Raw genomic sequence first — 26,262 nt, 5'->3', positions numbered from 1 at the left:
ACGGAATCCCGCTCGTCCCCGGCCCGGCGGCAGTCACGGAATATAGTTGTGCGCCTTGTCCAGCCAGGGCGGTTCTTCGGCATACATTTCCTGGATGAGCTTCTTGACCAGGTCGATATAGGGCGAGCTATCCCCGACCCTCTGGTTGAGAATGACGGGAGAACTGGCGTCCTTTTCCTCCAGCAGCCTGTAGTGAACGTCCGACCGCATCTGGCGGGCGGAGGCGGGCACGAGGCACAGGCCCGCATCCGCCGCGACCAGCCCGAGGGCCGCCTGGATTTCCCGCACCTCCTGAACCTCTGCTGGACGCGCGTCATGGCCGTGCAGCAGACCCAGGACATGGTCGGCATAGCTGGGGCGCGGTTCCTTGGGATAGACGATGATCTTCCGGTCGGCCAATGTCCTGATCGGCAGCGGTGCGTTGCTTTCGGCCAGCGGCGTGCCCTTGGGAATGGCGACGACCAGCCGTTCCTCGCGCAGCACGATGCCGGTGACATTGGGATCGCTGTGGCGAAGCCGGCCGAAGCCGATGTCGATGCGGCCTTCCTTCAGGGCGGGGATCTGCTGCACCGACACCATTTCCAGGAGCTGGATGTCGAGCTCCGGCGCATGCTGGCGCAGCTTGCGCACGAGCGCGGGGAGGCCGCCATAGAGAGTGGAAGCGACGAAGCCGATGGAAAACACGCTATTCTGGTTCAACCCGACCCGGCGGGTTGCCGTCAGCATCTGGTCGACCCGGCCGAGAACCTGGAGAGACTGCTCGTAGAAAAGCCGGCCTGCATCCGTCAGGCGTACGGGCCGGCTCTTGCGAATGATCAGGGCCACCCCCAGTTCCTCCTCCAGCAGCTGGATCTGCCGGCTCAAGGGCGGCTGTGCCATATGCAGGAGCTCCGCCGCGCGGGTGAAATTGCGCTCGCGCGCCACCGCCACGAAATAGCGGATCTGGCGAAGGTCCATTTTACCCTCCCTAAGAGGTATATTGCACTGCGGTAAGTGTCGTTATTGCAGGGCTTTTTCCAGTATCATACCTGTAAGGTATCATGTCCAACACAAATGGTGTTGGACCGAGCGTCATGGCTGCCGCAGGATCGCAGCATGAACACGGTTTTCGCCCCCCTCGCTCCGGCCGCAATCCTCGCTCCCGTCATCGAACGGATCGAGACACTGCTCGTCGACCTGCCCACCATCCGGCCGCACAAGCTGTCGGTCGCCACCATGGACGGCCAGACGCTGATGCTGGTGAAGGTTCATTGCAGCGACGGCATCACCGGCATCGGCGAGGGCACCACCATCGGTGGGCTCGCCTATGGCGGGGAAAGCCCGGAGGGCATGAAGCTCGCCATCGACAGATATTTTGCGCCGGTCATGATCGGCGAGGACGCGACCCGCGTACAGGTCTTGATGGCGCGCCTCGGCAAGGTGGTGAAGGAAAACCGCTTCGCCAAGAGCGCGGTGGAAACGGCCCTGCTCGATGCGCATGGCAGGCGGCTCGGCCTTCCGGTCAGCGAATTGCTCGGCGGGCGCCGCCGCGACCGGCTGCCGGTGGCCTGGACGCTCGCTTCCGGTGATACGGCCAGGGATATCGCCGAAGCCGAACATATGCTGGATCTGCGCCGGCATCGCATCTTCAAGCTGAAGATCGGTGCCAAGGGGCTGAAGGAAGACATCGCCCATGTCGCCGCGATCAAGCGGGCGCTCGGCGAGCGCGGCGCAATACGCGTCGACGTCAACATGGCCTGGAGCGAGACCGAGGCCGCCTACGGCATGGCTGCACTGGCCGACGCCGGCTGCGAACTGGTGGAACAGCCCGTCGCCTCGACCGCCGCGCTGGCCCGGCTGGTCCGCCGTTTCCCCGTGGCGCTGATGGCCGATGAGGCGCTGACCGGGCCGGAATCCGCTTTCGAGATCGCCAAGGCTGCCGGCGCGGACGTCTTCGCCGTCAAGATCGAGCAGAATGGCGGCATCTGCAACGCGCAGCGCGTCGCCGCCATAGCGGACGCGGCCGGTATCGGCCTCTATGGCGGCACCATGCTGGAAGGCGCGGTCGGCACCATCGCCTCGGCGCAGGTCTTCTCGACCTTTGCCGCTCTGCAATGGGGCACGGAACTGTTCGGCCCGCTGCTGCTGACGGAGGAGATCCTGCGCCGGCCGCTCGATTACAGCGACTTCGAGCTGACCGTTCCGGACGGGCCGGGGCTCGGCATCGAACTGGACGAGGAACGCGTCGCCTTCTTCGCCCGCAACGGTTCGCGCAAGACGATCAGCGCCGGTTGAGGAGAGAGCCATGCTGTTCCACGTCAGGATGGATGTGAACATCCCCCACGACCTGCCCGAAAGCGAGGCGGCCGAGATCATCGCGAAGGAAAAGGCCTATTCGCAGGCGCTGCAGCGCAGCGGCAAGTGGCGGCATATCTGGCGCATTGCCGGTGCCTACGCGAACTACAGCGTTTTCGACGTGAAAGACAATGCGGAATTGCACGAGATTCTCTCGGGCCTGCCGCTGTTCAAGTTCATGCGTATCGAGGTGGCGCCGCTGCTGCGACACCCCTCTTCGATCCGCGACGGTGATGGCTGACGTCACCGCGTCCCGGGGCAACCGCGATGGCGGGGCCCCCATAAATTCAAAAGCAATAAGTGGAGGATTGAAATGAGCGTGAAGATCTTCGCAAGGCCCGACATCCAGGATTTCCTGAAGGTCCTGAGCGGGCTCGACAAGGACGGCGGCAATCCGCGCGTCAAGCAAATCGTCCATCGGATCATGTCGGACCTCTTCAAGGCGATCGACGATCTTGACGTCACCCCGGACGAATACTGGACAGCCATCGCCTGGCTCAACGACATCGGCGCGGCCGGACAAGCGGGCCTGATTTCACCCGGCCTCGGCCTCGACCACTTCCTCGACGAGCGCCTCGACGCGATCGACGCAGAACTCGGCATCGACAACCCGACGCCGCGCACGATCGAGGGACCGCTCTATGTCGCCGGCGCGCCGGTCTCGCACGGTTTCGCCCGCCTCGACGACGGCACGGATAAGAACGGCCACACGCTGATCATGCATGGCACCGTCCACGGCGCCGACGGCCGGCCGCTGCCGGGCGCGACCGTCGAGGTCTGGCATTGCGACACCCGCGGCTTCTACTCGCATTTCGATCCGACCGGAAAGCAGGCGCCCTTCAACATGCGCCGCACCATCGTTGCCGACGACAAGGGCCGCTACAAGTTTCGCAGCATCGTCCCGAACGGCTATGGCGTACCGCCGGGCAGCCCGACGGAAAAGCTGCTCTCCGCCCTCGGCCGCCATGGCCAGCGCCCGGCCCATATCCACCTCTTCATCAGCGGCGAAGGCCATCGCAAGCTGACGACCCAGATCAACATCGAGGGCGATCCGCTGGTCAACGACGACTTCGCCTATGCCACCCGCGACGGCCTCGTTCCGGCCGTCGTCGAGCGGACGGATGCGGCCAGCATCGCGGCCAACGGCTTGGAAGGGGCCTTCGCCGAGATCGTGTTCGACATCCATCTGACCGCATTGGTCGACGGCGTCGACAACCAAATCAACGACCAGCGCAAGCGCGCCGCGGCCTAGCTGGCGGCTGCCTCTTTCAAGGTGTTGAGGCCTGAGGTCTGGATAGCACAGTGCGACCCCTCATCCGGCGCTTCGCGCCACCTCCAGTCAACTCAAGCGAGTTGACGACACCCGCCGGGGGAGAAGGCCGTTGGCGAGTGCGGCACCTTCCAAAATGACAGCCTTCTCCCCCTTGCGGGAGAAGGTGCCGGCAGGCGGATGAGGGGTTGCACCACTCCATCTCAGTCTCTCCCCGGCTGTTCGAAAGACCTTGAAACGAGCGGCCCTGAGGGCCGTCCCACCCCGATCATCGACATCGTTGCAAGGACCGCGCCGACCGCCGTTCCTTGCGGGAGAGAAGTCATGTCCGCAATCATCGACAAGGCCCGTGATCTCGATCATCTGCTCGCCACCGCCGTGCAGGATGATCACGAGGCCGGCGTGTTTCGCTGCCGCCGCGACATCTTCACCGACGCCGACCTGTTCGCACTGGAGATGAAGCACATCTTCGAGAGCAACTGGGTCTATCTGGCCCATGAAAGCCAGATCCCCGACAACAACGACTATTACACGACCACAATCGGCCGCCAGCCGGTAGTGATCACCCGCGACAAGACCGGCACGCTCAACGCCGTCATCAATGCCTGCGCCCATCGCGGAGCGATGCTCTGCCGCCGCAAGCATGGCAACAAGGGCAGCTTCACCTGCCCGTTCCACGGCTGGACCTTCTCCAACACCGGCAAGCTCCTGAAGGTGAAGGACGAAAAGACCACGCAATATCCCGTGCAGTTCGCCAAGAACGGCTCGCACGACCTGACGCGCGTCGCGCGCTTCGAGAATTATCGCGGCTTCCTGTTCGGCAGCCTGAAGGAGGACGTGGCGCCGCTGACCGAATTCCTCGGGCAAGCGCGGATCATCATCGACCAGATCGTCGACCAGGCGCCGGACGGGCTGGAGGTGCTGCGGGGCAACTCATCCTACATCTATGACGGCAACTGGAAGCTCCAGATGGAGAATGGCTGCGATGGCTACCATGTCTCCTCCGTCCACTGGAACTATGCCGCCACCATGGGCCGCCGCAGCGAGGAAGGTACCAAGGCGGTCGACGCCAATTCGTGGAGCAAGTCGGTCGCCGGCGTCTATGGCTTCGAGAACGGCCATATCCTGTTATGGACCAACACGATGAATCCGGAGGTCCGCCCCGTCTACGGCCAGCGCGAGAAGATCCGTGAGCGCGTCGGTGAGACCAAGACCGATTTCATCATCAACCAGACCCGCAATCTGTGCGTCTATCCCAACCTATTCCTGATGGATCAGTTCAGCACGCAGATCCGGGTGACGCGTCCCATCAGCGTCGACAAGACGGAGGTCAGCATCTTCTGCTTCGCCCCCAAGGGCGAGAGCGCGGAAGACCGTACGCTGCGCATCCGCCAGTACGAGGATTTCTTCAACGTCTCCGGCATGGGCACGGCCGACGACCTCGAGGAGTTCCGCGCCTGCCAGTCCGGCTATGCCGGTACGGCGGCTTTGTGGAACGACCTGTCGCGTGGCGCGCCGCTGTGGATCGAGGGTCCCGACGACAATGCCAGGAGGATGGGCCTCGAGCCGCTGCTCTCGGGCGAGCGTAGCGAGGACGAGGGGCTGTTCGTCCGCCAGCACGAATATTGGGCGACGGTGATGCGCGAGGCGCTCGCCGCCGAGAAGAAGGGAGTGGTCGCATGAGCATGTCCTACGATGCCGTCCGCACTTTCCTGTTCCGCGAGGCGCGGCTTCTCGACGATCGCCAATGGGATGAATGGCTGACCTGCTATGCACCCGACGTCACCTACTGGATGCCGGCCTGGGACGACGATGATGCGATCACCGAGGATCCGCATGCGCAGATCTCGCTGATCTACTATCCAAGCCGGGAAGGCCTGGAGGACCGCGTCTTCCGCATCAAGACCGAGCGGTCCGGCGCTTCGACGCCGGAGCCGCGTACCAGCCACAGCGTCACCAATGTCGAGCTGGTGGCCGACCGGGGTGGCGAGGTGGACGTGCGCTACAACTTCCACACGCTGAACCATCGCTACAAGGTCACCGACCAGTTCTTCGGCACCATGTTCGTCACGCTGCGCCAGGACGGCGACAAGATACTGATATCGAACAAGAAAATCGTGCTGAAGAACGACTATATCCGCCAGGTCATCGACGTCTACCACATCTGACGGCCCCGGCCGCACAGGAACGAAGAGGAGGGTTCCATGACCTTCTACAGGATCGCATTGAACTTCGAGGACGGGGTGACCCGCTTCGTCGATTGCAAGCAGGGCGAGAAGGTTCTGGATGCCGCCTTCCGCAACAAGATCAACCTGCCGATGGACTGTTCCGACGGCGTGTGCGGCACCTGCAAGTGCCGCGCCGAAAGCGGCGCCTATGATCTCGGCAATGATTTCATCGAGGATGCGCTGACCGAGGACGAGGCGGCGGAGGGCCTGGTGCTGACCTGCCAGATGGTGCCCTCGAGCGATTGCGTGCTCGCGGTGCCGACGACCTCGCTGGCCTGCAAGACCGGCCACCAGAAGTTCCCCGCCACGGTGGTGGCGGTGACGCCGCACCACGACGCGGCGATCGTACTGGAATTGGAGGTGGATGCCGCCGCCGCGCCCGCCTTCCTCCCCGGCCAATATGTCAATATCGACGTGCCGGGCAGTGGCCAGAACCGCTCCTACTCCTTTTCCTCGGCGCCGGGTGACCGGCGCCTCGGCTTCCTGATCAAGAAGATTCCCGACGGGGTGATGAGCGGATGGCTCGCCGGTGCAAAGCCCGGCGATCGGCTCGACCTCACCGGACCGCTGGGCAGCTTCTATCTCAGGGACGTGAAGCGCCCGCTCCTCTTCCTGGCCGGCGGCACGGGGCTTGCGCCCTTCCTGTCGATGCTGGAGGCCCTTGCCCGCACGGGGGCAGGGCAGGCGGTCCATCTGATCTATGGCGTCACCCGCGATCTCGACCTCGTCCTCGTCGACGAGATCGAGGCCTATGCTGCCCGCCTGCCGAACTTCAGCTTCACCACGGTGGTGGCCGAGGAAACCTCCAGCCATCCGCGCAAGGGTTGGGTCACCCAGCACATGCCCGCCGAGCTTCTGCATGGCGGCGATGTCGACGTCTATCTGTGCGGCCCGCCGCCGATGGTCGATGCGGTGCGCTGGCATTTCGACGAGAACGGCGTGAAGCCCGCCAGCTTCCACTATGAAAAGTTCACGCCGAACGCCCCGGCGAAGGAAGCGGCATGAATCCGGCGTGCTTCACCGACCGCTTCGCCGGCAAGGTGCTGGTGGTGACCGGGGCGGCGCAAGGCATCGGCCGCGCCGTGGCGATCCGCGCGGCTCTGGAAGGCGGCCGGGTGCTGTTCGTCGACCGTGCCGATTTCGTCGCCGAGGTGGCGGCGCAAGCGGGCGGGGAGGCGGCCGCCTTCAGCGCCGACCTCGAAACCCATGAGGGGGCCGCGGCGGCGATGCGCTTTGCCGCCGACAGGTTCGGCGGCATCGACATCCTCATCAACAATGTCGGCGGTGCCATCCGCATGCGGCCTTTTCTCGAATTCGAGCCGCAGCAGATCGACGCGGAAATCCGCCGTTCGCTGATGCCGACGCTCTATTGCTGCCACGCGGTGCTGCCTTTGCTGGTCGCCCGCGGCGGCGGCACCATCGTCAACGTCTCCTCCAATGCGACGCGCGGCATCCATCGCCTGCCCTATTCGGCGGCCAAGGGCGGCGTCAACGCCATCACGCAGGCGCTGGCGATGGAGATGGCCGGCTTCGGCATTCGCGTGGTCGCGACCGCGCCAGGCGGTACCGAGGCGCCGCCGCGCCGCGTTCCGCGCAACGCGGCGGGCGATACGGACCGGGAGAAGGCCTGGATGGCCGAAGTGGTGAGCCAGGTGAAGCAGTCGAGCTTCCTGAAACGCTACGCCACCATCGAGGAGCAGGCGGCGCCCATCCTGTTCCTCGCCTCGGACGAGGCATCCTACATCACGGGCAGCGTGTTGCCGGTCGCCGGCGGAGACCTGGGTTGAAACGACCTGGGCTGAGAGAGCTGGGCTGAGATTTCAAAAAAACCGGGGGGATGACAATGCGCAAGATCGACGTGACCGAAGCGAGCGACAACAATCCGTTCGGGCGGTTCCAATGGGCGGTGGTGGCGCTTTGCGCATTGCTGCTGATCGTCGACGGCTACGACGTCTTCGTCGCTGGCACGGTGCTGCCGACGCTGATCGCCGAATGACACCTGAGCAAACCGCAGGCCGGCGTGCTGCAGGCCTGGGCGCTGTTCGGCATGATGTTCGGCGCGCTGGTCCTCGGGCCGCTCGCCGACCGGATCGGCCGCAAGAGGGGCATCGCGATCAGCTTCCTGCTGTTCACCCTCGCCACCCTGGCGACCGGTCTTGCCACCTCACCGGACCAGTTCAAGGCCTTCCGCTTCATCGCCGGCCTCGGCTGCGGCGGCCTGATGCCCAATGCCGTGGTGGTGCCACTCCTCCTCTTGCCCTTCATCCTGTGGAAACTGCCGGAATCGCTCTGCTTCCTGATCCAGCAGGGCGAACAGCAAAAGGCGGGGTCCTTTACGCGAGCTTGACCACCTTGGTCAGATGCCGGGGTGCCACCGTATCGACATTGCGGCGCTGGGCGACACGCTCGCCCAGGAGCTGAAGCGCGGGCAGACAGACCAGGCCGCGCAGCTCGTCGGCGACGTCGAGATCGAGGGAGATGTCGCCCGGCCCACCCAGGCCGACCACGAGGGCGCCCTTCTCGCGCAGCTCCGCTACGAGCTGGGCCTCTTCCTGGGCGGTGCGCGGATCGTAGAGCGTGACCACGAGTGTGCGCTCGTCGAGCAGGCTGACAGGCCCATGCCTGTATTCGAGCGGATGGAAGGCCTGGGTGTAGCTCTGGCTCATCTCCTGCAGCTTGAGCGAAGCCTCCAGACAGATCCCGTAATGCGCGCCGCCGCCGAGATAGACGAAATGGCTGCGGTCGGCGAGCCGCCCAGCCAGCCGTTCGTCCAGGGCTTTCGCCAGGCTTTTGGCCTGTTCCGTCACGGCGGTGGGGATTGCCACGCCTGCCATCCTCAGGCCGAGCAGCAGCATCAGCGAGGCCGAGCTGGTCATGACGATGCCCTCTTCGCCATGGGTCGGCGTGAAGGCGAGATGATCGGCTTCGCGCGCAAGGGCGCCCTCGCGTTCGCAGGTCAATGCCGTCACCACCAGCCCGGCCGCGCGGCTGGCGGCCGCGGCAGCCACGGTCTCGGTGGTCTCGCCGCTGCGCGAGAGCGCGATGACATGCGCTCCGGCGGGATCGGGCAGATAGGCTTCCGGGCGCCTCAGCCATTCCCCGCCCGGCACGGCGATGGCCCTACGGCCATGGGCGTTGAACACGGCGGCAAGCGAGACGGCAAGGTTATACGAGGTGCCGCAACCGATGATGATGGTGATCGGCGCGTCGATCGCGGGGAGCGATGCCCCAAGGCCCTGCTGCCAGAACGGAAATTGCTCGAAGATGACACGCTCGGTGACGTTCATGACTGTACTCACTGGGTTGGATGGGTTCGATGGCCGGTCACTTGACCGCACCGGCGACGAGGCCGCTGACGAGGTACCGGTTGAGGAAGATGACGATCAGCGTCGGCACGATGATCGCGACCGAGCCGGCCGCGTTGATCAGGCCGTAGTCGACGAAGTTCTTCGTCGCGAATTCGGGGACGAGGATGGTCAGGGGCTTGGTTGCCATGGTGGGCGAGAAGATCAGGGGCACCATGAACTGGCCCCAGGCCCCCAGGAAGGTGATGATGGCGGCGGCGACCAGGCCCGGAGCCGCCATCGGCAGCACGATCCTCACCAGGATGTAGAGCCGGCTTGCCCCGTCGATCTGGGCCGCCTCCTCGATGGAAAGGGGCAGGGACTGATAGACGCTGCGCATCAGCCATAGCGACAGCGGCAGGAAGGCCGAGACATAGATCAGCGTAACGCCGAGATAGGTGTCGACCAGGCGCAGCGTCGTCATGATCCGATAGAGCGGGATCAGGACCGTGTATCCCGGTATGGCAAAGGTGGCGACCACAAGGATGAAGATCACCGTGCGCCCCGGGAAGTTCAGGCGCACGAAGGCATAGCCACCCGCTGCCGCCAGGGCGACGCACAGGATGGTCGCGCCCAGGGAGGTCACGGTACTGTTGATCAGCGCGGCCCGGAATTGCTGCCAGACCATGGTGTCATTGGCCATGGTGGTGCCGATGCCGAACAGCTTGGCATAGTGATCCAGGGTGAGCGTCTGCGGAAAGAAGTGCACCGTGCTGGCGGTGAGGTCGGGCGTGGGCGTCAGGCTGGTGGCGAAGGCCCAGTAGACGGGCACCAGCGACCACAGCACCAGGACGGCGCAGGCCAGCATGAGACCGAAACGGGACAGGAGGGCGCGCATGGTCAATCGAGCCTGGTTTCGCGATAGATGCGTGAGACGAAGACGAGCGAAACGGCCAGCGAAATGAACATGACCAGCACCGACAGCGCCATGCCCCGGGAAAAGCGCAGGTTCTGGAAAGCCTCCAGATAGACCTGGACCAGGATGGAGCGGGTATCCAGGCTCGAGCCGGCCAGGATCCACACCTCGTCGAAAAGGTTGAAGGCCGTGACCGTCGATTGCGCCAGGGCGATCGCCAGGCCGCTGCGGATGAGAGGCAGCGTCATCATGCGGAAGAGCTGGAAACGATTGGCGCCGTCGATCCGCGCCGCCTCGTAGATATCCTTGGGGATCGACTGCAGGGCCGCCAGCACGATCACCACCGTGAGCGGCATGGTCCGCCAGACATGCACGACGGTGACGAGGATCAGGGCCGAGTTGCGATCGTTGAACCAGACATGCCTGTCGAAATCGAAGCCGATGGCCGTGAGGAGGCCGTTGAGCAGGCCGTGGCTGGGATTGTAGATCCATTGCCAGACGATGGCGTTGACCACGCCCGGCAAGGCCCAGGGCAGGATCACGATCGCCAGGATCCAGCGCCGGCCGATCGTCAATCGGTTGAGCAGCACGGCCGCAGCCACGCCGCCGACGGTCTCCAGGACGACGGCGAGGACGACATAGAAGAGCGTGTTGGCCCAGGCCGTCAGGGCATTCTTGTCGGTGAACAGGGCCGTGTAGTTGGACAGGCCGACGAAGGGCGTGCCCGCCTGCATCGGATCGACCCGATGCAGGCTCTGCCACATGGTGGCGATGACCGGCCAGATCACCAGTCCGATCATCGTCAGCACGATCGGAGCGGCGAGCAGCAGCCCGAGCCAGGCGTCGTTCCGGGCGCCGCTGTTCCGCTCCGTGCCGGCCCGGGTCAGAGCAGTCACGCTCATTGCTGCATGGCTCGCTCGGTTTCATCCGCGATCTGCTTGAGCGCATCGTCGACGCTCAGCTGGCCCTTGGCAGCCTGGTTTATGGCCGTATACACGGCGGAGCTGAACTGGGGATACCAGATCGGCGTTCCCTGCGGGAACAGGCCGCCGGCCGTGGAAGCCTGCTCGATCAGGACTTTGCCGCTCTCGAGCTTGCCGGCCTTGTTCAGGTCTTCGAGCGCCGAAGTCCGCGTCGCCAGTGTGCCGGCCTCGGTATAATTCTTGAGCTGTTGTTCCTTGGCGCTCATCCATTTGACGAAGGCCAGTGCCGCCTCCTTCTTCTGGGAGGTGACGGGAATGCCCATGGCCTCGGGCAGGCCCAGGCTGCGCGTCACGCCGCTTGCTGTCGGGAAGAGGGCAGCCACGGCCTTGCCGGCGACCTTGGATTTGCTGGCGTCGTTGAAGAGCGCGAGCCGGCCGACCTCGCCGCAGATCTCCATGCTGACCTGGCCGTCCATGAAGAGCTGGTGGACGTCCATGTCGATCAGTCCGGGCGCGGCGGGATCGATCAAGCCCTGCTTGAGGGCGTCGATCTCGAAGGCCAGGGCCTTGTGCCCTGCCGATGACGGGTCGGTGAACAAGGGTTTGAAGTCCTTGTCGAAGAGCTCGCCGCCAAAGGCCTTGGTGAGGAGATACCAGGCGGTCGAGGTGCCCTCCGCCGGCGAAAGGGGAATACCGATCGGGTATTTGGAAACGCCCTTTTCCTTGAGGGTCCGGGCGGCAGCCAGCAGTTCGTCGAGCGTCTTGGGCATGGCCGAGATGCCGGCCTTGTCGAAGTGCTCCTTGTTGACGATGAGGACGCGGAAATCATTGTTGTAGGGCAGGGCGATCAGCTTGCCGTCGTAACGAAAGATCGGGCTGGTCGCGATATCCCTGACCGTGGCCTCGTCGAGCAGGCCATCGAGCGGGGCATACCAGCCGGCCGCGCCGAACTGGCCGGTCCACGACCAGTCCACCTCCGTGACGTCGGCCGGCGCGCTGCCGGCGAGCAGGGCCGTGACGAGCTTGGCGCGGATGTCGTTCCAGGACAACGACTGGAGGTCGACGTGAATGCCGGTCTCCTTCTCGAAATCCTCCGCCAATCCCGGCCGTTGCCCGGAGGGCAGCAATACCGAAATCGTCTGTCCTGCCAGGGGCTTGGCCGCGTCCGCCCAGACGGGTTGGGCCAGCATCAGGGTCGAAAGTGCGACGAACGCACGCAATCCGTGCCGTAACATGTCAATGATCCCTCTTTGTATGGTCAGGTGCGGCCATTCCTCGCGCGGCTTACATGTTCTGTGATCGAGGCGCCCAGGCGCTCGACCCATGCTTGATCCACGGGCCAGTCGAGGTCTTGCGCGGCGCGCAGCAGCGCACCGCCAATCGGGGGAAGCCGTGGCGGCATGGGAGCGGCCCCCAAGCGAGCCGTAACCCTCCTCAGCATGTGTCTGCTGGCGAACACGCCGCCGGCATAGCTCCAGCATCGGCGTGGCCCTGCATCCAGGCGGCGCCAGGCCGCCTCGACGTGGCGGGCGAGATGGTCGGCTGCTTCGTCGAGGATGGCCGCGGCGGTCGCGTCGCCTGCTTCGGCCAGATGGTCGACCAGGACCGACAAGGCTGCGATCTGGGAACGGGGATGGGACAGCTCGACATGCCACTGCAGTAGGGCTTGCGGAGGATCGGCTCGGTCGAGCCCCAGGAAAGCGAAGAAGGCGTCGGCCAGTGCCGGCGCCATGAGGCGCCCGTCGAGGGCCTGGCTGGCGCGGGCGATCACCTCCCGCCCGATCCAGAAGGCGCTGCCCTCGTCGCCGAATGCATCGCCCCAGCCCCCGACACGCAGGCTGTTGCCATGCTCGTCGCGGGCCCAAGCCATCGACCCCGTTCCCGCCAGGATCAGGACGCCAGGCCCGCCGGCGAAGGCCGCGACATGCGCCGCCTCGACATCGTTGAGGATCGCGTGGGATTGCCCGAGCGCCGACGCGGCCGCCTGATTCTGGGACTGCGTTACCGCTGCAATCTCGCCATAGGCCGGGAGGGCCAGCACGGCATGGTCGCAGGCCCGGGCAACCGCACCGGCTGCCCGAATCTGCGCCTCGAAACCGGCGAGCCAACCGGGGTTGTCGACCGGGTTGATGCCGGCGCCTTCCAGCCAAACGCCGATCAAGCCATCCCTGTTCGCCGTCGCCAGGATCGTCTTGGAGCCGCCGCCGTCGAGTGCGAGGACCCCGGCCATCAGGAAGCACCCGCCGGTACATCCACCAGCGCGAGCGGCACGCCGATCTCATGCAGCTGCGTTTGCCAGTCCGAAGACAGGTTGGCATCGGTCATGATGCTGATCGAGGGGGCGAGCGGGGCCACCGCGTAAGTGGACATCACCCCGAACTTGCTCGAATCTGTGACGATGAAGCGCTTCTCGGCGCGCTTGAGCATGCGCGCATTCAGGCTCGCCTCGGCGCTGTCGACGCTGTAGATCGTGGCATCCGGGCCGATGGCACTGACGCCGAGGAAGAGCTGGTCGAACCATAGCCGCTCCAGCATCGCCTCGGCCTCCGGCCCGACCAGCGAGGCATTCTCGTTGCGCAACTGGCCGCCGATGACGACCACCCGCAGCTTGGGAACATCCAGGAGTTCCTGGGCCACCAGGAGGCCGTTGGTGAACACGGTCATGGGTATCGGATTGATGCGCAGGAGCCTTGCGAGCTGGCGCACCGTGGTGCCGGCATCCAGGAAGATGGTCGCGTGCGGGGCGAGCTTTTCATAAGCGGCTGCGGCAAGCGCCCGTTTGGCTGCCAGGTTCCGGCCCTCGCGCGCACTGAAGGCAACCTCGACGCTCGACCCCTCCGCAATGCGGGCTCCCCCATGAGCACGGTCGATGATGCCCTGCTCCTCGAGGATCTGCAGGTCACGGCGGATGGTGGCGAGCGAGGCGCCAGCGGCATCGGCCAGGGCCTGAATCGTGGAGGGCCCATGCGTGTAGAGATGGCCGCGGATCGCATCGAGGCGTTCCAGTTTGCTCGACCCCTGAGACATGCATTCCCCGCTGCGATGGCAGGTCAAAACCCGCTCTGATAAAATCAATGAATGCCAATAAAACGACAGAGTCAATCATGATTATGATTTTTTATGATCTTATTGAGTTCCGATGGCAACGATCGAAAGCGCTCGGCAACGCTTCTGCGCAGCGCAGGAGCCGCGGTAAGCTTGCTGGGGCCGGTCGCGCAACACCTCGATCGATGGCGGGAAAGCAGTCGAACGCCGCGAGGACAAGGCCTTGGCCTGTTGCCCATGGCTCGGATGGATCCTTCAGCCTTGTCGTCAGTGCGGGAAGAGCTGGCTGCGGAACTGGCGGGGCGTCACCCCGGTGCGGAGCTTGAAGACGTCATAGAACCGGCTGGCCGAGCCGAAGCCGCAGGCATAGGCCACGTCCAGGATCGGCTGATCCGTGTCGGCCAGCAGATGCAGGGCCCGGCTGAGGCGAAAGCGGATGATATATTCGTTGATCGACATGCCCAGGACCCGTCGGAACGCCGCTGTGGCGGTGGTCTGATGGATTCCGAGCTCTGCGGCGATCGCGGCGATGGAGAGCTCCTTGCCAAAGCGCAGATTGATGATCTCGATCATCCGCTCGGCGTGATCGAGCGACGGAGACCGGCCTTCGCGGCGCTCGCCGCCACCGTCGCGCAGGGCGGAATCATCGGCTTCGAGCGGATCGAGCGCCAGGCGGCGCACGCGCAGGCAGGCCTCGTCCAGGAGCAGGCGCTGGCGGGCGGAGTCGGCGGCGGGCCATTCGTCGACCCAGCGCTGGAATGTGGCCGTGTCCGTTGGATCGATCTGCGCTGCTCTCAGGAAGGCGCCATGCATGACGGCTTTCCGGATCGAGCCTGCGATGGGCAGCGCCATGAAGTCCTGGAAGGGGATGTAGAGGCAGATCAGCCTGGACCCCGGCGCGACCTCGATGGCCCGGTGCGGGATCGCGGCCCAGAACAGCGCAAGCCGCCGCGTTTCCACGGTTTCCCGCCGTCCCTGGAAGAGGTAGCTCATGCGCCCTTCCAGCAGCAGGTTGAGCTCGACATGGTCGTGCCAGTGCGCCGCCGCCATCGTGCCGGCTACATGGCTCTCGACATGGAAGGAACCGCCATCGAACAGGTCGGTCCAATCGGCATGCTGGTCTCGAACGGCGCGTGATTGCTTCGCCATGGGTGCAAATTCGATGCTTTGATTCAGGAATAAATTGCCAGAAGGACGGAAGACATCCTGTTTCGATGAATGAAATAAATGCGGCCTTCCAGTCAACCGGCAAGCAGCACCCACCCTGCGCAGCCCGGTGATGCCCCAACCAGCAAGGATGTCCTCCCTTGACCAAGATCTGCCTCGTCGGTGCCGGGAGCACGGTTTTCGCCCAATCGATCCTGAGCGACGTGCTCAGCAACGCCGTGTTTGCCGACTGTGTGATCAGCCTGCACGACATCGACGGCGAGCGCCTGAAGACCTCCGAGATCGTCGCCCGGCGCATCTGCGAGGGGCTGGACCTGCCGCGGGTGCGCATCGAGGCGACGACCGAGCGGCGCGTAGCGCTTGCCGGCGCGAATTTCGTCATCCTGATGATGCAGGTCGGGGGCTATCGACCCGCGACAGTGGTCGATTTTGATATCCCCAAGCGCTATGGCCTGCGCCAGACCATTGCCGACACGCTCGGCATAGGCGGGATCTTCCGTGGCCTTCGCACCATTCCGGTCCTGGAGGAGATCTGCCGGGACATCGAGGATCTGTGTCCCGATGCGCTCCTGATGAACTACGTCAACCCGATGGCGATCAATTGCTGGGCCATCGGCGAGATCGCGCCGGAGCTGCGCACGGTCGGGCTGTGCCATAGCGTACAGCACACCTCGGCCCATCTCGCCCGCTGCTTGGGCGAGGATACCGGCGATATCGACTATGTCTCCGCGGGTATCAATCACGTCGCATTCTTCCTGAAATTCAACAAGCGCCGCCGGGACGGCAGCACCGAAGACCTCTATCCCCGCCTCAAGGCGCTGGCGGCGGATGGCAGGGTGCCGCCGGACGATCGCATCCGCTTCGACGCGCTGCAGCGCCTCGGCTATTTCGTCACCGAGTCCTCCGAGCATTTTTCCGAATACACATCCTGGTACATCAAGCGCGGGCGCGACGATCTGATCGAGCGCTACGGCATTCCCCTCGACGAATACATCACCCGCTGCGAGGACCAGATCGGAGGCTGGAACAAGCTGCGTGCCGAGCTCGAGGGCGGGGCGCCTGTGGAAATCTGCCGCAGCAACGAATATGCCGCCGGCATCATTCATGCGCTGGTGACGGGCCAGCCCGGGCTGATCTACGGCAATGTCCGCAATCGGGGGCTCATCGACAATCTGCCGCCCGACTGCGTGGTCGAGGTGCCCTGCCATGTCGACCGCAACGGCATCCAGCCGATCAAGGTCGGTTCTCTCCCACGCCAGCTCGCGGCCGTGATCAGGTTGAGCACCAATGTGCAGGAACTGACGGTGCATGCGGCCCTGGAACGACGCCGCGAGGCGGTCTACCAGGCCGCATTGCTGGATCCACATACCTCGGCGGAACTGTCGCCGGACCAGATCTGGCATCTGGTCGACGATCTCTTCGCGGCGCATGGCAATCTGCTGCCAGCCTATCGCTGATGTCGAGTCCCCGGAAGAGTCGCCCGGACGGGCTTCACCACCGAGCCCATCAATTCGGTTCTGCCGCCGTTTCCGCGGAGCGCGTCGGAACGTAAACCTTTTTAGGTTGGCGTCTTGGACTTGCGCAGCGCTTCGGTGATCTCGTCACGAGCCACGTCGATCAGCCGCATCATCGCCTGCCGGGCCGCCTCGGGCTCGCGCAACCGGATGGCATCGAACACGGCCCGATGCTTCGTGATGGCATTCTCGTGTGACTGGCTCGCCCGGTTCGTCAGGCGGAAGCTCGCCAGCAGGGCGGCGCGAATGGCGGTGGCGAACTGGCGATAGACCCAGTTGCCGCTGGCATTGATGATGGCGGTGTGGAAATCGAGGTCGGCCCGGCTCCAGGCTTCGTTGTCGCGGGAATTGGCCTCGACCATTTCCTCCAGGGCATTGGAAATATGCAGCAAGTCCCGGGCGCCCGCATGGGCGGCGGCGAGCGCTGCGGCCGCCGGCTCCAGCAATTGGCGCGCCTCGATCAGGGAGACGTAGAACCGCTCGTCCGTGCCGAATTTCAGCACGGCATCCAGCACGAGCGGATCGAGATAGTTCCAGTTCTCGCGCGGCAGCACCGTGGTGCCGGCCCGGGTTCGCGAACGGATCATGCCCAGTGCGGACAGATATTGCATGGTCTCGCGCAAGCTCGTGCGGCTCACGCCCAGCTGCTGTGTCAATTCGGCTTCGTTGGGCAGGGTTGCGTTCTCGGGAAACTCGCCTGAAACGATCTTCTCGACGAATTGCCGCAACAGGGCTTCCCGGACGCTGCGCTTGCCGTGGGCGGCGATCGGATTGCCATTGTCGGTCAGTGCCGAGCCGATCCTGATGTCAGTCACTTCCAGTTCCCCCCACGCCGCGGCTTCGGCACCGGCAAGGCTATGCGAGGCGAGCTGGAAAACAAAATCACCCCAGACGCAACGCCGCTCGCCTCACCAAGGCCATCCGGCCACACATTTTTCACGGAGCCGGGTGCGAGTCGAAAATAAATAGTATTTATATTGACAATAATATGATTATTTTTATGGTGCCGCAACCAGGCGCGCCGCGGTTTTCAGGCACGATCCGCCGCCGCAGGGCTGGTCAATGATCAAAAGACGGGGAGGAACCGATGAAGCTCTCGAAATTCGCCGCGATGACGACCATTGCTGCCTCCATCTGCGCTGCGGCGGGCAGCGCGATGGCTGAAGGCAAGGATCTGAAGGTTGGCGCCATCTATATGGATGCGCAGGGTTTTTACGCCGGCGTGCGCAAGGGTATTCAGACCGGCGGTGCCGACGCCGGGCGCAAGCTCGACATCATCGAGACCAATGCCCAGGGCGACGTGACCAAGGAAGCTTCCTTCATCGACTCGCTGATTTCGGCCGGCGTCCAGGCCATCATCGTCTCCCCGGTGTCGGCCGATGGTTCCTATCGCGCGATCCGTCGGGCACACGATGCCGGCGTTCCCGTGGTCTGCTACAACACCTGCCTGAACGAGGCCGACATGAAGGAGTATGTCTCGGCCTATGCCGTCGGCGATCCCTATGATTTCGGACACAAGCTGGGCGAGGTCGCGGGCGACTATTTCATCGCGCAGAAGAAGGATGCTCCCAAGATCGCGGTGCTCAACTGCGAATTCGTCGAGGTCTGCGTCACGCGTCGCAAGGGCTTCGAAGAAGCCCTCAAGGCCAAGGTGCCCGGCGCCCAGATCGTGGCCAACCAGGAAGGCGCGATCCTCGACAAGGCCGTCTCGGTCGCGAGCACCATGCTGTCCTCCCATCCGGATCTCGATGCCTTCTTCGGCGAGGCGGGCGGGGCTACGCTCGGCGCCGCGCGCGCGGTCAAGAGCCAGGGGCGCGTCGGCAAGACCGTGGTGTTCGGGGGCGACATGACCACCGAGATCGCCCAGGAACTGGCCGACAACTCCGTCATCAAGGGCGTCGTCGATATTTCCGGCCAGGGGCTGGGCAAGCTTGCCCTGGCCCAGGCGATCAAGTCGATCGACGGCCAGCCGCCGGCAGGCATCAAGGTCGCCTACGATATCGATGTCTACAAGAGTGCAGCGGACGGGCAGGCCTGGCTCAAGGCGCATGCCGACGGCATCCCCTAAAGCGTTTTGCGATTTGGTGGAATCACCAAGAAACGCAAAGACGCGTCAGAACAAGGAGTTAGAGCAATTAAGCGTTCACGCTTGAACGCGCTTTGCTCTAGGGATCGCCTGAGGTCTTCCCCGTTGCGGCCAGGCAAGGATAGCGACATGACGCCAGCCATTTCCCCAGGCCCGTTGGCCGACGCCGAACGGGTTGCCTCCATCCGCAATTGCACCAAGCGCTATCCCGGCGTGCTGGCGCTCGACGACGTCACCTTCGAGGTGGCGGCCGGCGAGGTGAGGGCCCTGCTGGGCAAGAATGGTGCGGGCAAGTCGACCCTGATCCGCCTGCTCACCGGTGCCGAGCTGCCCGACAGCGGCCTGGTCGAGATTGCCGGCCAGGCACTGGGCCAGACCGGCTCCGCCCGCGCACAGGCCGCCTTTGCCAGCGGCGTGCGCGTGGTCTATCAAGAGCTCAGCTTGGTGCCCGGCATGTCGCTGGCCGAGAATTTGTTCCTCGGCCGCTGGCCGCGCCAGGGCGGTGTGATCCAATCCGCACGGATGGAGGCCGAGGCTGCTGAGGCCATGGCAAGGCTGGGGTTGGACCTGTCGCCCAGGCGGCTCGTTGCCAGCCTTTCGCCGGCCGAAAGGCAATTGCTGGAGATCGCACGCGTGCTGATCGGCAAGCCCCGGCTGGTGATCCTGGACGAACCGACCAGCTCGCTTGCGGCCGCCGAGGCCGAGCGGGTGATGGCGGCGGTGACACGCATTGCGGCGGAAGGCATCGCCGTGATCTATGTCAGCCACCGCATGAACGAAATCCGCCGGGTCGCGCACAGCGCCACGGTGATGCGCGATGGACGGGTGATCGATACCGTCGACGTGAAGGGGGCGGACACACGCCAGATCGTCCGCCTCATGCTCGGCTCGGAAAGCGGGCCGGCTGCACAGCTGGAGAACCGGGTCGCAGACAACATCCTGCTCGAAGTGAGGGATCTTGCTTTGGCGCCGAAACTGTCATCCGTGTCCTTTCGCCTGCGGCAAGGCGAGGTCCTCGGCATTGCCGGGCTCCTGGGATCGGGGCGCACCGAATTGCTGCAAGCCATCATGGGCGTGCGCGCGGCCGACCGTGGCGAGATCCATGTGGACGGCAAGCCGGTGACGGGCGCACGCTATCGTCACATGGTCGAGCGCGGTTTCGGCTACACCCCCGAGAGCCGCAAGGAGGAAGGCATCGTTCCCCTGCTCGGTGTCGATGAAAATACGCTGGTGACGGATCTTGCGGCTGTCAGCCGCCGCGGCGTGCTCTCCGCCGGCCTGATGGCCGCCGCCACGCGCCGGATCGTCGAGCATCTCCACGTCAAGACCGCCCGCACCGACACGCCGATCGGCACTTTGTCGGGCGGAAACCAGCAGAAGGTGGTGATCGGCCGCTGGGTCCATGCGCGCAGCCGCGTGCTGCTGCTCGACGAGCCCACCCGCGGCGTCGACGTGGAAGCCAAGTCCCAGATCTACGCCATCATAAGGCAGCTTGCCGCCGAGGGGCGCGGCATCGTCTTCGTCTCCAGCGAGATCGAGGAATTGCCGCTGGTCTGCGATCGCGTGCTCGTGCTGCGCGAGGGCCGGCTTGCCGAGGAATTCACTGCGCCCGAGATTGATCAGGATGCCGTCATGGCCGCCTGCATCGCCGGACACTGACGAGGATACGCGATGTCACAGGACAGAACCGCAGGGGGCGCTGTTTCGGATCGAGGCGTCCGTGCAGGCTTCGATTTCTCTCGCCACATGAACGAATTGAGCCTGTTCGCGGCGATCATCGTGCTCTACGTGGTGTTCACGGCCAGCGCCACCGGCTTCCTTTCGTTCAACAACCAGATCAACATCCTGCGCGACGCCGCCACGATCGGCATCGCCGCTTGGGCGGCGACGCTGATCATCATCGCCGGCGAGATCGATGTGAGCGTCGGTCCGATGGTGGCCTTCGTCTCGGTGGTGCTGGCCTATTTCCTGCAGTGGGGCGTGCCGACAGTGCCGGCCTTCGCCCTGGCCATCGTGGTCGGCGGTCTCTTGGGCTCGATCGCCGGCGTGCTGAGGGCGTTCTTCGACGTGCCGTCCTTCGTGGCCACGCTGGGCCTGTGGAGCGCGCTGCGCGGCATTGCCCTGTTCATCACCGATGCCCTGCCGGTGTCGATCGGGCGCAATGATATCGTCGACGCGCTCGACCGGCCGGTCCTGGGGATTCCGCCTGCTGCGATCATCATGCTGGTGCTCTTCGGCGTCTTTGCCTTCGTCAGCCGCAAGACCGCCTTCGGCCGCAGCGTCTTCGCCATTGGGGGCAATGCGCAGGCCGCCTTCCTGAGCGGTATCAACGTCGTGCGCATCCGGGTCATGCTGTTTGCCATCGGCGGCGCCATGGCCGCCGTCACCGGCATCCTCCTGGTCTCGCGGCTGGGCTCGGGCAATGCCACCGCCGCGAGCGGCCTGGAGTTCGACGTCATCGCCGCCGTCGTCGTGGGCGGCACCTCGCTCTCGGGCGGACGAGGCTCGATGCTCGGCACGCTACTCGGCGTCCTCGTCATCACGCTGATCGGCAACGGCCTGGTGTTGCTGGGCATCAACCCCTTCTTCCAGCAGGTCGTGCGCGGATTGATCATCGTCATCGCCGTGCTGGCCAACATCCAGGCCATCAAGCGCTCCATGGCGCGAAACAAGGGCTAGGACATGCCGGTTGTCGATCTCCAGCACGGCTGCCTGCGGGCGCAATTGTCGACGGCGGGCGGGCTCGTCCTCGGCCTGTGGTGGGAGGAGGACGGCGTGCGCATTCCTCTCCTGCGCCCGGCGTCCTCGCCGGACGCCGACGCCCTGTCCTCGGCCTGCTATCCGCTGGTGCCGTTCGGCAATCGCGTCAGGGACAACCACTTCCGCTTCGAGGGGCGGGACCATGTCCTGGAACCGAACACGGGTTGGGACAGGCACTATCTGCACGGGGAGGGCTGGCAGGCCGATTGGCGCGTCACTGCGCAGGAGCCGACAGGCCTCGCCATGGTGTTCTCGCATGCGGGAGGCGGCACGCCCTATGTCTACGAGGCCGAGCAGCGTTTTGCCCTCGTCGACGGTGTTTTCGAGATGCGGCTGGCGGTGACCAATCGCGGCCGCGCGCCCCTGCCGTTCGGGCTGGGATGGCACCCCTATTTCCCCCTCACCCCGGCCACGACGCTGATGGCGAAGGTGAACGCGCTGTGGACGGAAGTGGAGGAATGGCTCCCCGGCGAGCCCGTTGCCATTCCCGAGGAGCTCGATTTTTCCGCGCCACGCACTATTCCGGATCGATGGGTCAATAATGGCATGCAGGGCTGGAACGACCTTGCCGCGATCACCTGGCCGGAACGGGACATGCAGCTCCGCCTCGAGGCCGACCCGGTGTTCAGGCACGCCTTCCTCTTCGTTTCCGACACGCAATTCGATCCCTCCTTCCAGCGGGACTATTTCTGCTTCGAGCCGATGTCGCACCTGGCCAATGGCCACAACCTGCCGGATCTCGGAGATCTCATGGTTCTCGGGCCCGGGGAGACATTGGCCGGCAGCGTCCGGCTTCGACCGCAACGTCTTTCCGGCCGGCCGCTTCAGGGCGGCGACCATCTCCGTCAAAGCGCCTGAGCCCTGGAGGCCGCCATGTCCGACAAGGGGCAGTTCGATTTCATTATCGTCGGGGGCGGCAGTGCGGCCTGTGTCGTCGCCTCCCATCTCGTCAGGCGAGCCAAGGCGCGCGTGCTGCTGATCGAGCGCGGGCCGGCGAAGGCCAGCCCGATCATCGATTTTCCGGCCGGCTATATGAAGTTCCTGGCCAAGGATACCTACCTGGCCATGCACCACACCGCGCCGCAGCCCCAGCTCGACGGGCGAGGGCCGATCGTTCCGCAGGGGCGCGTGCTCGGCGGCGGCAGCACCGTCAACGCCATGGTCTATATGCGCGGCCAGCCCGGCGACTATGCGCGCTGGAACGCGGCGGTGACCGCACCCGGCGCCGCCAATGACGGCGCCTGGTCCTATGAGGACATGCTGACCTATTTCAAGGCGCAGGAGGACAATGACCACCTGGCCGATACTTTCCATGGCGTCGGCGGCCCGCTCAAGGTCTCGCATCTCGGCCATACCAGCCCGATGACGCGGACCTATGTGAAGACGCTGCAAGGCATGGGTATTCCCTATAATCCCGATTTCAACGGCGCTTCCCAATTCGGCGTCGGCTTCATGCAGCACACCATCGACTGGACCACCCGCCGGCGCTGCAGCGCCGTCACGGCCTTTCTCGCCCCGGTGATGCGTGATCCCCGCCTGACCATCGTGACCGATGCGACGGTGACGGGGATCCGCATCGAGCAGGGCCGTGCGGTCGGCGTCGACTATCTGCAGGGCGGGAGCCGCCATAAAGCGGAGGCCGGCATTGAAGTGATCCTGGCAGCCGGGGCCTACCAGACGCCGAAGCTTCTGATGCTGTCGGGCGTCGGCCCCGAGGACGAGCTCTCCCGTCACGGTATCGCCGCCAAGGTTGTACTGCCCGGCGTCGGGCGCAACCTCCAGGACCATTACGAGTGTCCCGTCGTCGCCACGACGCGGGGAAGCTTCGGCTACTATCGCCAGGACCGCGGTTGGCCGATGATCAAGGCCGGCCTGCAATATCTGCTGTTCGGCACGGGGCCGGCCTCGACCACCGGCGTGGAAACCTGCGCCTTCTTCGATCCGACCGGGAGCAGTGCCGAACCGACCATCCAGATGTTCTGCGTGCCGACAGTCTATCTCGACAGGGACGTGATGGGCACCGACCCTGGCGACGGCGTCACCATCAATTCGCTGCTGCTGCGGCCCAAGGCGCGCGGCCGCGTGACGCTCGCCAGCGCCGATCCTCTCGCCGACCCCATCATCGACACCCAGATCTTCGGCCATCCCGACGACCTTGCCACGACGATGGCCGGATTCCGCTTTGCGCGGCAGGTGCTGGCTGCCGCGCCCCTGCGCGACCTGATCGACAAGGAGATCTTCCCCGGCCCCGCCGTGACGAGCGACGAGGCGATCGCCGCCCATTGCCGGCGTACGGTCAAGACGGGATATCATCCCGTCGGGACCTGCAGGATGGGCCACGATGCCGATCCCGAGGCGGTTCTCACGCCCGATCTGCGGGTGCGCGGGATCGAGGGCCTCAGGGTCGTCGACGCCTCGATCATGCCGGCCATCGTCAGCGGCAATACCAACGCCGCCGTGCTCGCTGCGGCGGGGAAGGCTGCGGATCTCATCCTTCATTCATGAATTGCGGCGGGCGGCCGGGCCAGGGCCCCGGGCCGATCCCATAGAAATCATTGGATAGCACCATGAAGATCACCAAGCTGACCACTTTCATCGTCCCGCCGCGCTGGATGTTCGTGAAGGTCGAGACCGATGAGGGCCTGTCCGGCTGGGGGGAAGCGGTCGTGGAAGGCAGGGCATTGACGGTCGAGGCGGCTGTGCACGAACTGGCCGACTACATCGTCGGCAAGGATCCCATGCTGATCGAAGACCACTGGAACGTGCTTTATCGCGGTGGTTTCTATCGCGGCGGAGCAGTGCATATGAGTGCGCTCGCCGGCATCGACCAGGCCTTATGGGACATCAAGGGCAGGGCGCTGGGACAGCCCATCCACGCTCTGCTGGGCGGCCAGTGCCGCGACAAGATCAAGGTCTATTCCTGGATCGGCGGCGATCGCCCGGCCGACATCGCCAGCAATGCCAAGGAAGCGGTGGCGCGCGGCTTCAAGGCGATCAAGCTCAACGGCTCGGAGGAGATGCAGATCGTCGACACGCATGACAAGATCGACAGGGCGGTCGCGACCATCGCCACCGTGCGCGAGGCGATCGGACCCCATGTCGGCATCGGCGTCGATTTCCATGGCCGCGTTCACCGCCCGATGGCCAAGGTACTGGCCAAGGAGCTCGACCCCTACAAGCTCCTGTTCATCGAAGAGCCTGTCCTGTCCGAACACAAGGAGGCGCTCAAGGAGATCGCCAATCATTGTTCCACGCCGATCGCGCTGGGCGAACGGCTCTATTCGCGCTGGGACTTCAAGGGCGTGCTGGCGGACGGCTATGTCGACATTCTCCAGCCTGATCTGTCGCATGCCGGGGGCATCAGCGAGTGCCGCAAGATCGCCACCATGGCCGAGGCCTATGACGTGGCGCTTGCGCCGCATTGCCCGCTGGGTCCGATCGCGCTCGCGGCCTGCCTGCAGGTCGATGCCGTCAGCTACAATGCCTTCATCCAGGAGCAGAGCCTCGGCATCCATTACAACCAGGGCAACGACATTCTCGACTACATCTCCAACAAGGAGGTGTTCCACTACGAGGATGGCTTCGTCTCCATCCCGCAGGGACCGGGCCTCGGGGTCGAGGTCAATGAGGACTATGTGGCGGAGCGGGCCCGGCAGGGCCATCGCTGGCGCAATCCGGTCTGGCGCCACGAGGATGGCAGCGTGGCCGAATGGTAGGGGTGAAACGGCGATGGCGGGTCGGCTGACAGGCAAGCGTATTCTGGTGACGGGTGCCGCCCAGGGCATCGGGTTGGCGATGGTCCGGGCTTTCCTGGACGAAGGGGCCGGCGTTTTCCTGATCGATCGGGACGAGGCGCTTCTTGCCGCTGTGAGTAACGAATTGGCGGGGCAGGGCGCGCCGATCGCTCACCGGGCCGTGGATATCACCGACGAGCAGGGTATTGCGCGTGCCGTTTCACAGGCCGCCTCGACGATCGGCGAGATCAACGCCCTCGTCAACAATGCCGGCATCAATGTTTTTGCCGAGCCGTTGCAGACGACGGACGAAGAGTGGCAGCAATGCTTCGACGTCAACCTCAAGGGAGCCTGGAACTGCTGCAAGGCGGTCCTGCCAGGGATGATTGCAGACGATGGCGGCGTCATTCTGAACATGGCCTCGACGCATGCCTTCACCATCATCCCCCACACCTTTCCCTATCCCCTGGCCAAGCATGCCCTGCTCGGCATGACCAAGGCGCTGGCGCTGGAATATGCCGGCCGCAACGTGCGGGTGAACGCGCTCGCGCCCGGCTATGTCTCGACGCAGAAGGTGATCGATTACTGGAACAGCTTCCCTGATCCCGAGGCCGCCAGGGCGCAGACGTTGAAGCTGCATCCGGGGGGCCGCATCGCCACGCCCGAGGAAATCGCGCTTGCCGCGGTGTTCATGATCTCGGACGAATGTCCCTTCATGAACGCAGCCTGCCTGACCGTGGATGGCGGCCTCAGCGTCCAGCAGCATCCCTGACCATCGAGCTTCCAACGGTATCAATTGGGTTCCGGTGAGGGCCCCCTGGGGCGTTCATGCACCACAATGAAGAGTCGAGCACTGCCCCGAACCGCTTGATACGGACCCGCATGGAAGAAAGTGGCAGGTGAAAAGCTCCCCCTATCCCTATGGCGGGCGCTGGCCAATTGCGCTTAAGAAGTGGCAGGAAATTACATATCGGCCTTATCAAACGGGCACTTGGAGTGAA

At 64.7% G+C, this 26,262-nt stretch carries 26 protein-coding genes; 17 read left to right on the top strand and 9 right to left on the bottom strand.

The window, feature by feature from the left end:
- Positions 1–33 precede the first annotated feature (33 nt).
- Positions 34–957: a LysR family transcriptional regulator gene (locus tag U1R88_RS21005; protein ID WP_322432987.1), complete on the bottom strand. Its 924-nt coding sequence runs from the start codon at positions 955–957 to the stop codon at positions 34–36.
- 138 nt (positions 958–1,095) lie between these two features.
- Between U1R88_RS21005 and U1R88_RS21000 the strand changes: the two genes are divergently transcribed.
- The 9 genes from U1R88_RS21000 (at position 1,096) to U1R88_RS35700 (ending at position 8,179) form a co-directional block, all read left to right on the top strand.
- A complete protein-coding gene (locus U1R88_RS21000; RefSeq protein ID WP_322432986.1) occupies positions 1,096–2,274 on the top strand; it encodes a muconate/chloromuconate family cycloisomerase in 1,179 nt (392 codons plus the stop codon).
- A gap of 10 nt (positions 2,275–2,284) precedes the next feature.
- Entirely contained in the window at positions 2,285–2,575 is a 291-nt protein-coding gene (catC, locus tag U1R88_RS20995; protein ID WP_322432985.1) for a muconolactone Delta-isomerase, read from the top strand.
- 72 nt (positions 2,576–2,647) lie between these two features.
- Positions 2,648–3,586: a catechol 1,2-dioxygenase gene (gene catA / locus U1R88_RS20990; protein WP_322432984.1), complete on the top strand. Its 939-nt coding sequence runs from the start codon at positions 2,648–2,650 to the stop codon at positions 3,584–3,586.
- Positions 3,587–3,928: 342 nt separating this feature from the next.
- Complete coding sequence (locus U1R88_RS20985; protein ID WP_322432983.1) at positions 3,929–5,287, top strand: Rieske 2Fe-2S domain-containing protein; 1,359 nt, start codon at positions 3,929–3,931, stop codon at positions 5,285–5,287.
- Entirely contained in the window at positions 5,284–5,772 is a 489-nt protein-coding gene (gene benB / locus U1R88_RS20980) for a benzoate 1,2-dioxygenase small subunit (RefSeq protein WP_322432982.1), read from the top strand. Before U1R88_RS20985 ends, benB begins: the two co-directional genes overlap by 4 nt.
- A 36-nt stretch (positions 5,773–5,808) precedes the next feature.
- Positions 5,809–6,837: a benzoate 1,2-dioxygenase electron transfer component BenC gene (gene benC / locus U1R88_RS20975; protein ID WP_322432981.1), complete on the top strand. Its 1,029-nt coding sequence runs from the start codon at positions 5,809–5,811 to the stop codon at positions 6,835–6,837.
- Positions 6,834–7,619, top strand: a complete 786-nt coding sequence (gene benD / locus U1R88_RS20970; RefSeq protein WP_322432980.1) for a benzoate diol dehydrogenase BenD — start codon at positions 6,834–6,836, stop codon at positions 7,617–7,619. The genes benC and benD overlap by 4 nt, the downstream gene beginning before the upstream one ends.
- A 56-nt stretch (positions 7,620–7,675) precedes the next feature.
- Positions 7,676–7,828, top strand: a complete 153-nt coding sequence (locus U1R88_RS35705) for a hypothetical protein (protein WP_425545459.1) — start codon at positions 7,676–7,678, stop codon at positions 7,826–7,828.
- A gap of 3 nt (positions 7,829–7,831) precedes the next feature.
- Positions 7,832–8,179, top strand: coding sequence for an MFS transporter (locus U1R88_RS35700; protein ID WP_425545465.1), 348 nt, complete (start codon positions 7,832–7,834; stop codon positions 8,177–8,179).
- On the opposite strand, the gene U1R88_RS20960 is transcribed toward U1R88_RS35700, so the two are convergent.
- The 7 genes from U1R88_RS20960 to U1R88_RS20930 form a co-directional block, all read right to left on the bottom strand.
- A complete protein-coding gene (locus U1R88_RS20960; protein WP_322432979.1) occupies positions 8,166–9,119 on the bottom strand; it encodes an SIS domain-containing protein in 954 nt (317 codons plus the stop codon). The two genes, U1R88_RS35700 and U1R88_RS20960, sit on opposite strands and share 14 nt — an antisense overlap.
- A gap of 37 nt (positions 9,120–9,156) precedes the next feature.
- Positions 9,157–10,014 carry a carbohydrate ABC transporter permease gene (locus U1R88_RS20955; RefSeq protein ID WP_322432978.1) on the bottom strand — a complete coding sequence of 286 codons (858 nt, stop codon included), beginning with the start codon at positions 10,012–10,014 and terminating at the stop codon, positions 9,157–9,159.
- A gap of 2 nt (positions 10,015–10,016) precedes the next feature.
- Positions 10,017–10,928, bottom strand: coding sequence for a carbohydrate ABC transporter permease (locus U1R88_RS20950; RefSeq protein WP_425545464.1), 912 nt, complete (start codon positions 10,926–10,928; stop codon positions 10,017–10,019).
- A 2-nt stretch (positions 10,929–10,930) separates the two neighbouring features.
- Complete coding sequence (locus tag U1R88_RS20945) at positions 10,931–12,190, bottom strand: ABC transporter substrate-binding protein (protein WP_425545458.1); 1,260 nt, start codon at positions 12,188–12,190, stop codon at positions 10,931–10,933.
- A gap of 23 nt (positions 12,191–12,213) precedes the next feature.
- The gene (locus U1R88_RS20940) at positions 12,214–13,185 is read right to left on the bottom strand and encodes an N-acetylglucosamine kinase (protein WP_322432976.1); all 972 of its coding nucleotides are present in this window, start codon (positions 13,183–13,185) and stop codon (positions 12,214–12,216) included.
- Complete coding sequence (locus U1R88_RS20935) at positions 13,185–13,982, bottom strand: DeoR/GlpR family DNA-binding transcription regulator (RefSeq protein WP_322432975.1); 798 nt, start codon at positions 13,980–13,982, stop codon at positions 13,185–13,187. Before U1R88_RS20935 ends, U1R88_RS20940 begins: the two co-directional genes overlap by 1 nt.
- A gap of 285 nt (positions 13,983–14,267) precedes the next feature.
- Positions 14,268–15,149, bottom strand: coding sequence for a helix-turn-helix domain-containing protein (locus tag U1R88_RS20930; protein ID WP_322432974.1), 882 nt, complete (start codon positions 15,147–15,149; stop codon positions 14,268–14,270).
- Positions 15,150–15,307: 158 nt separating this feature from the next.
- On the opposite strand from U1R88_RS20930, the gene U1R88_RS20925 reads away from it, so the two are divergent.
- Positions 15,308–16,624 carry an alpha-glucosidase/alpha-galactosidase gene (locus tag U1R88_RS20925; protein ID WP_322432973.1) on the top strand — a complete coding sequence of 439 codons (1,317 nt, stop codon included), beginning with the start codon at positions 15,308–15,310 and terminating at the stop codon, positions 16,622–16,624.
- A 101-nt stretch (positions 16,625–16,725) separates the two neighbouring features.
- Here the strand turns inward: U1R88_RS20925 and U1R88_RS20920 are convergent, their stop codons facing one another.
- Positions 16,726–17,496: a FadR/GntR family transcriptional regulator gene (locus tag U1R88_RS20920; protein WP_245314489.1), complete on the bottom strand. Its 771-nt coding sequence runs from the start codon at positions 17,494–17,496 to the stop codon at positions 16,726–16,728.
- Between the two features lie 272 nt (positions 17,497–17,768).
- Between U1R88_RS20920 and U1R88_RS20915 the strand changes: the two genes are divergently transcribed.
- The 7 genes from U1R88_RS20915 (at position 17,769) to U1R88_RS20885 (ending at position 26,033) form a co-directional block, all read left to right on the top strand.
- Positions 17,769–18,749, top strand: coding sequence for a substrate-binding domain-containing protein (locus tag U1R88_RS20915; RefSeq protein ID WP_068281742.1), 981 nt, complete (start codon positions 17,769–17,771; stop codon positions 18,747–18,749).
- Between the two features lie 147 nt (positions 18,750–18,896).
- Positions 18,897–20,426, top strand: coding sequence for a sugar ABC transporter ATP-binding protein (locus U1R88_RS20910; protein WP_322432972.1), 1,530 nt, complete (start codon positions 18,897–18,899; stop codon positions 20,424–20,426).
- 12 nt (positions 20,427–20,438) lie between these two features.
- Positions 20,439–21,446 (top strand): ABC transporter permease, encoded by a 1,008-nt coding sequence (locus U1R88_RS20905; protein WP_425545457.1) that lies wholly within the window; start codon positions 20,439–20,441, stop codon positions 21,444–21,446.
- Between the two features lie 3 nt (positions 21,447–21,449).
- Entirely contained in the window at positions 21,450–22,385 is a 936-nt protein-coding gene (locus tag U1R88_RS20900; protein ID WP_322432971.1) for an aldose 1-epimerase, read from the top strand.
- A gap of 15 nt (positions 22,386–22,400) precedes the next feature.
- A complete protein-coding gene (locus tag U1R88_RS20895) occupies positions 22,401–24,032 on the top strand; it encodes a GMC family oxidoreductase (RefSeq protein ID WP_322432970.1) in 1,632 nt (543 codons plus the stop codon).
- A gap of 62 nt (positions 24,033–24,094) precedes the next feature.
- A complete protein-coding gene (dgoD, locus tag U1R88_RS20890) occupies positions 24,095–25,243 on the top strand; it encodes a galactonate dehydratase (RefSeq protein ID WP_068281732.1) in 1,149 nt (382 codons plus the stop codon).
- 13 nt (positions 25,244–25,256) lie between these two features.
- Entirely contained in the window at positions 25,257–26,033 is a 777-nt protein-coding gene (locus tag U1R88_RS20885; RefSeq protein ID WP_322432969.1) for an SDR family oxidoreductase, read from the top strand.
- The last annotated feature ends 229 nt before the right edge of the window (positions 26,034–26,262 follow it).

Origin of the sequence: Labrys sedimenti (assembly GCF_034424805.1) — a bacterium.
Taxonomy (GTDB): domain Bacteria; phylum Pseudomonadota; class Alphaproteobacteria; order Rhizobiales; family Labraceae; genus Labrys; species Labrys sedimenti.
This window is presented reverse-complemented; position numbering and strand designations above follow the sequence as displayed.